This window comes from Halomonas sp. BC04 (assembly GCF_000568385.1).
On sequence record NZ_AZQX01000037.1, the window covers coordinates 1 to 8,280 of the forward strand.

10 protein-coding genes and 1 tRNA gene are annotated in these 8,280 nt (G+C 60.7%); 10 read left to right on the forward strand and 1 reads right to left on the reverse strand.

Annotated features, from left to right (window positions below; all coding sequences use genetic code 11):
• Positions 1-93 precede the first annotated feature (93 nt).
• Positions 94-180, reverse strand: a tRNA-Leu gene (locus Q427_RS02785).
• Positions 181-471: 291 nt separating this feature from the next.
• Between Q427_RS02785 and Q427_RS02790 the strand changes: the two genes are divergently transcribed.
• Genes Q427_RS02790 through Q427_RS02830 form a run of 10 tightly spaced genes read left to right on the forward strand, consistent with a single transcriptional unit; the run spans position 472 to position 7,972 of the window.
• Entirely contained in the window at positions 472-1,005 is a 534-nt protein-coding gene (locus tag Q427_RS02790) for a Na+/H+ antiporter subunit E (RefSeq protein WP_051496074.1), read from the forward strand.
• Complete coding sequence (locus Q427_RS02795; protein WP_043510464.1) at positions 1,005-1,292, forward strand: monovalent cation/H+ antiporter complex subunit F; 288 nt, start codon at positions 1,005-1,007, stop codon at positions 1,290-1,292. The genes Q427_RS02790 and Q427_RS02795 overlap by 1 nt, the downstream gene beginning before the upstream one ends.
• On the forward strand, positions 1,289-1,618 hold the full coding sequence (mnhG, locus tag Q427_RS02800; protein WP_043510795.1) for a monovalent cation/H(+) antiporter subunit G: 330 nt from the start codon (positions 1,289-1,291) through the stop codon (positions 1,616-1,618). Before Q427_RS02795 ends, mnhG begins: the two co-directional genes overlap by 4 nt.
• Complete coding sequence (locus Q427_RS02805; protein WP_197030476.1) at positions 1,615-2,184, forward strand: DUF4040 domain-containing protein; 570 nt, start codon at positions 1,615-1,617, stop codon at positions 2,182-2,184. Before mnhG ends, Q427_RS02805 begins: the two co-directional genes overlap by 4 nt.
• A complete protein-coding gene (locus tag Q427_RS02810; RefSeq protein WP_043510467.1) occupies positions 2,181-2,600 on the forward strand; it encodes a Na(+)/H(+) antiporter subunit B in 420 nt (139 codons plus the stop codon). The genes Q427_RS02805 and Q427_RS02810 overlap by 4 nt, the downstream gene beginning before the upstream one ends.
• Positions 2,600-3,124, forward strand: coding sequence for a cation:proton antiporter subunit C (locus Q427_RS29655; RefSeq protein WP_231613349.1), 525 nt, complete (start codon positions 2,600-2,602; stop codon positions 3,122-3,124). The genes Q427_RS02810 and Q427_RS29655 overlap by 1 nt, the downstream gene beginning before the upstream one ends.
• Positions 3,021-4,439, forward strand: coding sequence for a monovalent cation/H+ antiporter subunit D family protein (locus Q427_RS02815; RefSeq protein WP_231613356.1), 1,419 nt, complete (start codon positions 3,021-3,023; stop codon positions 4,437-4,439). The genes Q427_RS29655 and Q427_RS02815 overlap by 104 nt, the downstream gene beginning before the upstream one ends.
• Entirely contained in the window at positions 4,436-5,914 is a 1,479-nt protein-coding gene (locus tag Q427_RS02820) for a proton-conducting transporter transmembrane domain-containing protein (protein ID WP_231613354.1), read from the forward strand. The genes Q427_RS02815 and Q427_RS02820 overlap by 4 nt, the downstream gene beginning before the upstream one ends.
• Positions 5,915-5,935: 21 nt before the next feature.
• A complete protein-coding gene (locus Q427_RS02825; RefSeq protein WP_043510803.1) occupies positions 5,936-6,232 on the forward strand; it encodes a hypothetical protein in 297 nt (98 codons plus the stop codon).
• Between the two features lie 24 nt (positions 6,233-6,256).
• Complete coding sequence (locus Q427_RS02830; protein WP_051496075.1) at positions 6,257-7,972, forward strand: Na(+)/H(+) antiporter subunit D; 1,716 nt, start codon at positions 6,257-6,259, stop codon at positions 7,970-7,972.
• Positions 7,973-8,280 lie beyond the last annotated feature (308 nt).

Genomic DNA, 8,280 nt, shown 5'->3' on the forward strand with positions numbered 1-8,280 from the left:
TTCCGCCACCTGGGCGAACACGAGACTTTCGAGCTGACAAAACGCTTGGGCGCCTACCCGACCAGGCTCTCTCAAGTTCTCCCAAGAGAGCGATGGTGCCCAGAAGAGGACTTGAACCTCCACATCCTTACGGATACTAGCACCTGAAGCTAGCGCGTCTACCAATTCCGCCATCTGGGCAGGCGAGGCGTATCTTACCCAAACTGTGGCCCAATGCAAGAGTAGCGGTCAAATTTTCACCCGACGCCAAGGCGTCATGAACGGTGCCAGCAGTGGCTGCCGGCGGGCGAGGAGGGCTCGAACTCCAGGGTTGTCTGCGCATGCTGGGGGCGGGAGTTTATCCACCTTTTGAGGTGCACCGATCCCGAAGCCAATCGATGCGCAAGAACATGACCTGGATCAGGCTCCTGGGGTCGATAACGATGTTTTTTTGCTCATGCAGCGTGCCATATCCCCCCTGAATCAGGCAGGATGAAGTCACCTTATGCGCTGATACTCCCGTGGTTGATCAAGGAGCTCAATGTGCTCAAGTATGCCGTCAGCCTGTCAGGCATCATGGCCGCCATCTGGCTGCTGCTCTCCGGTCAATTGACCCATGCCATTCTGGCCCCGCTGGGGGCGGCATCCGTTGCCCTGACGGTGTACCTGGCATATCGCATGCGCATTCTGGACCGGGAAGGGCTTCCCATCCATCTGCTGATCCCCATCCTCAAGTACCTGCCTTGGCTGCTGATGGAGGTGGTGAAAGCGAATCTGGTGGTGGCCCGTCATATTGTCTTGGGGCGCAAGAGCCTGAGCCCGCGAATCTGCCGACTGGACACCACTCAGGAAACCGATCTGGGCCGAGTGTTTCTCGCCAACTCCATCACGCTGACGCCGGGTACGGTGACCGTCTATGTCCGCGAGAAGGAGGTCTGGTTCTACGCCTTGACCGAGGAGCTGGAGCAGGGTGTTCTGAGCGGTGAAATGGACCGGCGGGTGACTCGGCTCGAGGGGGAGTCCTGATGCTGGTTGCCATCGCTCTGGCCGTTCTCTTCAGCCTGGGGTGCGCGCTGATCCGCGCCTACCTTGGGCCGACGCTCTTCGACCGACTCCTTGCGGTAAATGTCGTCGGCAGCCTTACGGTACTGCTCATTGCCCTGCTTGGCTTCATCGTCGGCCGCCCCGAGTTCATCGACATTGCCATTGTCTATGCACTGCTCAACTATATCGGCGTAGTGGCTGTTCTGCGGTTCTTCGAGTCGGGCCGCTTCGGTGCGTCGCGCCGGCGCGGTGAGGAGGAGCCGCCATGAGCCTGGTACTGGATCTGATCAGCGGACTGATGCTGGTCAGCGGCGCCATACTGGTGGTGATAAGCGGCGTTGGTCTGCTGCGCTTCCCCGATTTCTACTCCCGCATCCAGGCGGCCGGCATGACCGATACCCTCTGCATGATTCTGATTCTCGGCGGTTTGATACTCCAGGCTGACTCCCTGGGGGTGGTCGCCAAGCTTATGTTTACCCTGGTGTTTCTGTTCTTTACGGCGCCTGCGGCCAGTCATGCACTGACCAAGACAGCGCGCCAGTGCAAGTTGTCCCCCTGGCGGTCCGACAAGGAGGATGACGCATCGCAGCCTTGATCGACCTCGTATTGCTGGCCTTCATGGCCCTGGTGGCGATTGCCGCGGTGAGGATTCGTAACCTCTTCGCGGTGATCATGCTTACTGGCATTTACAGCCTGCTGGCGGCATCGCTGTTCGTGATGCTCGATGCCGTTGATGTCGCCCTGACGGAAGCTGCCGTCGGTGCCGGGATCATGATCATTCTCATGTTGGCCACCCTGGCGTTGACCACCAGTGAAGAAAAAGTCCGCATTACGCGTCAGAACCTGCTGGCTCTGGTGGTGGTGGTCATCACGGGTGGGGCTCTCATCTACGGCACCCTGGACATGCCAAGAGTCGGCGATCCGCAGGCTCCCGCTCATACCTACCTGGCGCCGCATTTCACCCAGCACTCGGTGGAGGAAATCGGCATCCCCAATATGGTGACCTCCGTACTGGCCAGCTACCGGGGGCTCGATACCCTGGCCGAAGCCGTGGTCGTGCTCACCGCCGCCGTGGCGGTGATCCTGATCATCGGCAGCGGCCGTGCTCGACAGCGCAAGCGTCGCCGGGAGAAGCCCGGTCGCAGGGAGACGCGTTCGTGAAACATCACATCGTGCTGCGGGTCGTTACCAAGATCATGATTCCTCTGATTGTGATCTACGCGCTGTATATCCAGTTTCATGGCGAGTACGGCCCCGGGGGCGGCTTCCAGGCCGGTATCATCTTCTCCGCAGGCTTCATCATCTTCAGCCTCATATTCGGGCTGGATGTGGCGCAGGAGGCCATCCCCCCCGAGGCGGCCCGGTTTCTGGCCGCTTTCGGCGTGCTGCTCTACATCGGTATTGGCCTGGCTTGCATCGTGCTGGGTGGGCAGTTTCTGGAATACAAGGTCCTGCTTGAGAACGATCAGGCAGGTGAGACCCTCGGGATCATCGGCATCGAACTGGGCGTGGGCATTACCGTTGCTGCCGTCGCTCTCACCCTGTTCTATGCCTTTGCCGGTCGGGAGCGAGAGTAATGGAGTGGTTCGGACTCTATAACTACTGGATCGTGGTAGTGCTCATGATGGTGGGGTTCTACATCGTCATTGCCCAGGGCAACTTGATCAAGAAGATCGTTGGACTGAATATCTTCCAGACCTCCGTGTTCATCTTCTTTATCAGTCTGGCCAAGCTGGAGGGGGGGACCGCGCCGATTCATGTGGAGGGCGTGAGCGACTACTCCAACCCTCTGCCACACGTGCTCATCTTGACCGCCATCGTGGTTGGCGTCGCCCTGACCGCCGTGGGCCTTGCCTGGTGGTTCGCATCCATGAGCTCTACGGCACTATCGAGGAAGACGAGATCCACGCTCAGGACGAGGCGTGGTGATGGGGTTGGTTCAGCTTCACCTGCCGGCATTTCAGGTCATCGTGCCCATGCTGGCGGCACCGCTGGTGATGCTCATGGCTCGCTCGCCACGCGCTGCCTGGGCTACTGCCACCCTGACAAGCTGGCTCACCCTGGCCATCGCCCTGCTGCTGTTGATCCGCGTCCAGGCTGAAGGGGTCGTGGCCTACCACATGGGTGGCTGGTTGCCCCCGGTGGGGATCGAGTACCGGGTGGACTCCGTCAATATCCTGGTGCTGCTGGTGATCTGTTTCATCAGTGCGGTGGTCATGCCTTTCGCACGGCTCAGCGTGGCGAGCGAGGTTCGGGAAGACAAGCATGGCTATTTCTATGCCGCCTTCCTGCTGGCCAATTGCGGACTCCTGGGGATCACCATCACCGGCGATGCCTTCAACATCTTCGTCTTCTTCGAGATTGCCGCTCTGGCATCTTACTCACTCATCGCCACGGGCCGCGAGCGACAGGCCGTAATGGCTTCCTATCAGTATCTGATGATGGGGACGATCGGAACCACTTTCCTGCTCATCGGCATCGGCTTTCTCTACATCATGACCGGTACCCTGAACCTGTTGGACCTGGCGGAGAGGCTGCCGGCAGTCAATGACACCAGGACGGTGCGTGCTGCGCTGGCCTTTATCGTGGTGGGCATCTCGCTGAAGCTGGCACTCTTTCCGCTGCACCTGTGGCTGCCCAATGCCTATGCCTATGCCCCGTCCACGGTCACCGTGTTCCTCTCCGCCACGGCAACCAAGGTGGCCATCTATGTGCTGATGCGCTTCATCTTCGGCGTGTTTGGCCATGAGCTGAGCTTCGATGTCCTCGGAATGAACCTGCTGCTGATGCCGCTGGCGATGCTCGGCATCCTGATTCCGTCCATCGTTGCCATCTTCCATACCAATATCAAGCGCATGCTTGCCTACTCCAGCGTGGCCCAGGTGGGCTACATCATCCTTGGCATCAGCTTTGCCAGCACCCTGGGGCTGATGGCATCTCTACTTCACCTCTTCAATCACGCGATTACCAAGGCGGCGCTGTTCATGGCGCTGGGTTGTATCGCCTATCGGCTCGGCGGCGTTTCGCTGATCCACATGACCGGTGCCGGGCAGCGGATGCCCTGGACCATGACGGCCTTCGTCATTGCGGGGCTGTCCCTGATCGGTGTCCCGCTGACAGCAGGTTTCGTCACCAAGTGGCATCTGATTCTTGCTGCCCTGGACGGGGGGCTATGGCCCATAGCCGTGTTTGTGCTGGGAACGTCGGTGCTGGCCCTGCTCTACGTCTGGCGGGTGGTGGAAGTGGCCTTCTTCCGAGCGCCGCTCAGACGAATGACGGTACGTGAAGCCCCCTTGTCGCTGCTGCTCCCCACCTGGTTTCTCACGCTGTCCTGCCTCTACTTCGGCATCGAGACATCCCTGCCGGTGGGTCTGGCCGAGCGTGCTGCCGAGGCATTGATGGGAGGCTATCGGTGAGTCCATTCCCGTTCATGGAAGCCACAGTGGCCATTCCGCTCACCTTGCTCATCCCGGCATTGGGGGCTGTGCTGATTGCCCTGAGCGGCCGCCACCCCAATCTTCGCGATGGCCTGATGGTGGCCATCGCAGCGCTGCTGTTCGCCACGGTCCTGCAGATATTGCCCGCTGTCCTGGCGGGCGAGAGACCCGCCATTACGCTGATCGAGTTGCTGCCGGGCCTGAGCATGGCCTTCGAGGTCGAGCCCCTCGGCATGATTTTCGCGCTGGTGGCCTCCAGCCTGTGGATCATCACCTCGCTGTACGCTATCGGCTACATGCGCGGCGCCAAGGAGAGCAAGCAGACACGCTTCCATGCCTGTTTCGCAGTGGCCCTGTTTTCGGTAATGGGCATTGCCTTCGCCGAAAACATGTTCACGCTTTTTATCTTCTATGAGGTGCTGACGCTATCCACCTACCCGCTGGTAGCCCACAAGGGCAATCGTGAAGCCCAGCAAGGGGCGCGTACCTACCTGGTGCTGTTGCTGGGTACGTCCATCGGTTTCCAGCTCGTGGCGATTGTCGCCACCTGGTGGCTGGCCGGGTCCTTGAGCTTCACCGAGGGCGGGATCATGGAAGGCCATGTCAGCCACGCCCTGGGGGGGCTGTTGCTGCTGCTCTATATCTACGGTATCGGCAAGGCTGCGTTGATGCCATTTCACCGCTGGCTGCCTGCCGCCATGGTGGCGCCCACCCCCGTCTCCGCACTGCTGCATGCCGTGGCGGTGGTCAAGGCCGGGGTTTTCACCGTGCTCAAGGTGAGCACCTACATCTTCGGTCAGGATTACCTCAGGGAGCTCTGGAGTGCGGACCTGCTGATGACTATCGCCGCCTTCTCCTTGCTGTCGGCATCGCTCGTGGCGCTGCAAAAGGACAACCTCAAGGCCAGGCTGGCCTACTCCACGGTCAGCCAGCTCTCCTACATCACGCTGGGTGCGATGCTGGCCCATGAGTTGGCGGCCATCGGCGGGGGCATGCATATCGTCATGCACGCCTTTGGCAAGATCACCCTTTTCTTCTGTGCCGGCGCCATCTATGTGGCCAGCAAGAAGACGAATGTCAGCGAGATGGATGGCCTCGGTCGACGCATGCCTTTCACCATGGGCGCCTACCTGCTCGGAGCGCTGGCGGTGATCGGCGTACCTCCCATGGGCGGGCTATGGAGCAAATGGCATCTTGTCCTGGGGGCGGCCGACAGCGGGCAGCTCCTGATGGTCCTGGTCATCATGCTCAGCACGCTGCTCAATATCGCCTATCTCTTGAGGCCGGCAGTGAGGGCGTTCTTGATGCCGCCAAAGGAGGATGGAGGCCGTGGAATCAGGGAGGCACCGTTGCTGTGCGTGGTGCCACTGTGCATCACGGCGCTGGGCTGCATGGCGCTGTTTCTGGCGGCGGACCCGCTACGCGCCATGCTCGGCGGAATTTTTGGAAGTTGATACCAAAGCACTGGGGGTTACATGCTCGTCAAGCTGCTCGATCGACTGGTACGCAATGCCACACGGCTGAAACGGATGCTGCTGGCTGGCATGGCGGCATTGATCATCGCGGACCTGCTGATTCCCTCCGGCTATGATCGGTTTGCCTGGGAGTCCTGGGGGGGATTCGGCGCCCTGTTCGGGGCTCTTGCATGCCTGATTCTCATCGGTTTGGCCAAGGCCTTGGGCCTGGGGCTGGTCTATCGTCGGGAAGGGTACTACGACGATGAACTGACGCCATATCGAGCGCTAGATGATGTCTCCGATGAACGCAGTTGAGCCGATCTCTGGAGGGCAGGCGTCATGCATGAGTGGTTCGTGATCGACTGGCCTTTCATCGAGTGGCTCTCCCCCTCCCTGGTGCTGATTCTGGGCGGACTGCTGGTAGCACTTTTCCGCGGGGTGGCGCAGAAGCTGGTCCTCCTGGCTGTGCCCACGCTGGCACTTTTCGCAGTGCTTGGCACCGTTCCGGGAACCCATGCCAGTTTCGAATTCCTGAACATGGAATTGGTCCTGGGGCGGGCGGACGCACTGAGCCTGGTCTTTGCCCATGTGTTCACCATCATGGCCCTGATCGGCGCCATCTATGCCCTCCATGTGCGTGACACCATCCAGCACGTGGCCGGCTTGATTTATGCCGGCTCTGCCATGGGAGTCGTGTTTGCCGGTGACCTGGCCACGCTGTATATCTTCTGGGAGCTCATGATGCTCTCATCGGTCTGGCTGATATGGCGAAATCGCCGGGCCGCCTCTCTGGCGGCCGGCTTCCGCTACCTGATGGTTCATGCGGTCAGCGGGGTCCTGCTGCTGGCCGGCATCGTGATGTATTACTCGCAGACCGGGAGCCTGAGTTTCAACGACATCAGGGCCGGGGGGGCCGCATTCTGGCTGATCCTGATCGGCTTCATGATCAATGCCGCCGTACCTCCTCTGCACGCCTGGCTCACCGATGCCTACCCGGAGACCACGGTTACCGGGGCAGTATTCCTGTGTGCCTTCACCACCAAGACGGCGGTCTACACCCTGATGCGGGGGTTTCCCGAAACGGAAGTGCTGATCTGGCTGGGAGCGGTCATGACGCTCTGGGGGGTCACCTATGCGGTGCTGGCCAACAATATCCGCCGGCTGCTCGCCTATCACATTGTCAGTCAGGTCGGCTTCATGGTGGCCGGCATCGGCCTTGGCACCGCCATGGCCCTGAACGGCTCCGCGGCACATGCTTTCACCCATATTCTCTACAAGGCGCTGCTGTTCATGAGTGCCGGGGCCATCATCCACATGACCGGGCGCACGAAGCTGACCGAGCTGGGCGGGCTGTACCGTTACATGCCGATGACGTTCGTTTTCTACTTGATCGCCGCATTCTCGATTTCAGCGCTGCCGCTGACGAGCGGCTTCGTCAGCAAGTCGATGATCCTCGAGGCCTATGCAGACCACCAGGCGGCGCTTATCTGGCTGATGCTCTCGCTGGCGTCGGCAGGCACCTTCCTGAGTGTGGGCCTCAAGCTGCCCTGGTTCGCCTTCCTGGGGCGTGACAGCGGGTTGCGCCCCCGTGAAGCACCGGCCAACATGCTGGTTGCCATGGGGATCGCGGCTTTCTTTTGCATTTTCATCGGCGTGTATCCGCAGTGGCTGTACCAGATGCTGCCGAATCAGCCGGTCGGCTACAACGCCTATACGCTGGCTCATGTGTTCTGGGACCTGCAGCTTCTCTCCTTCGTGGGCCTGGTCTTTTTCGTTCTGCTGAAATTCATGACGCCCAAGGACAAGATCACCCTCGACACCGACTGGTTCTATCGCGTGGCGGCTCCGCACGCCGTCGGCTTGATCCACCGCCATGGCGCCAGCACATGGCGCAACCTGCTGGCTGCCATGCGCTGGCCCTTGCGCCGCATCGTCGCCCAGGCCCTGCGTTATCATGGTCCAAAGGGTATTCTGGCGCGCACCTGGCCCACCGGTAGCATGGTGCTCTGGGTGGCCGTATTACTTACCGTTTCGCTGCTGCTCTACTACATCTGATCCGCATGAAACCATTCGCGATTGCGTTGCGGTTTTCCGATGTAGGACCGGATCACGCCGCCATGGTTGGGCCAAGCCGGTACCGGCGCTATACTGCGCCCATGACAATAGACCCTAATAGCAAGACCCTACGCCCGCGGCGCACTGCCTGCGCCCCCACGAGAACGCTGTCCCCGATGTTGCCAAGGATGCCCTACGCATGACCCACTGGACGCTCAGCGACGACCCGCACGCCAGCCGCGAGGCCCATAAGTACGACAAGCCCGCCCCCAGCCGAGAATACCTGCTGGCTCGAATGGAAGAGCACG

Bases quoted from the DNA above. Each gene is read 5' to 3' on its own strand.
- Q427_RS02790 (WP_051496074.1), top strand. From the start codon at position 472: ATGAAGTCACCTTATGCGCTGATACTCCCGTGGTTGATCAAGGAGCTC.
- Q427_RS02795 (WP_043510464.1), top strand. From the start codon at position 1,005: ATGCTGGTTGCCATCGCTCTGGCCGTTCTCTTCAGCCTGGGGTGCGCG.
- mnhG (WP_043510795.1), top strand. From the start codon at position 1,289: ATGAGCCTGGTACTGGATCTGATCAGCGGACTGATGCTGGTCAGCGGC.
- Q427_RS29655 (WP_231613349.1), top strand. From the start codon at position 2,600: ATGGAGTGGTTCGGACTCTATAACTACTGGATCGTGGTAGTGCTCATG.
- Q427_RS02815 (WP_231613356.1), top strand. From the start codon at position 3,021: ATGCTCATGGCTCGCTCGCCACGCGCTGCCTGGGCTACTGCCACCCTG.
- Q427_RS02825 (WP_043510803.1), top strand. From the start codon at position 5,936: ATGCTCGTCAAGCTGCTCGATCGACTGGTACGCAATGCCACACGGCTG.
- Q427_RS02830 (WP_051496075.1), top strand. From the start codon at position 6,257: ATGCATGAGTGGTTCGTGATCGACTGGCCTTTCATCGAGTGGCTCTCC.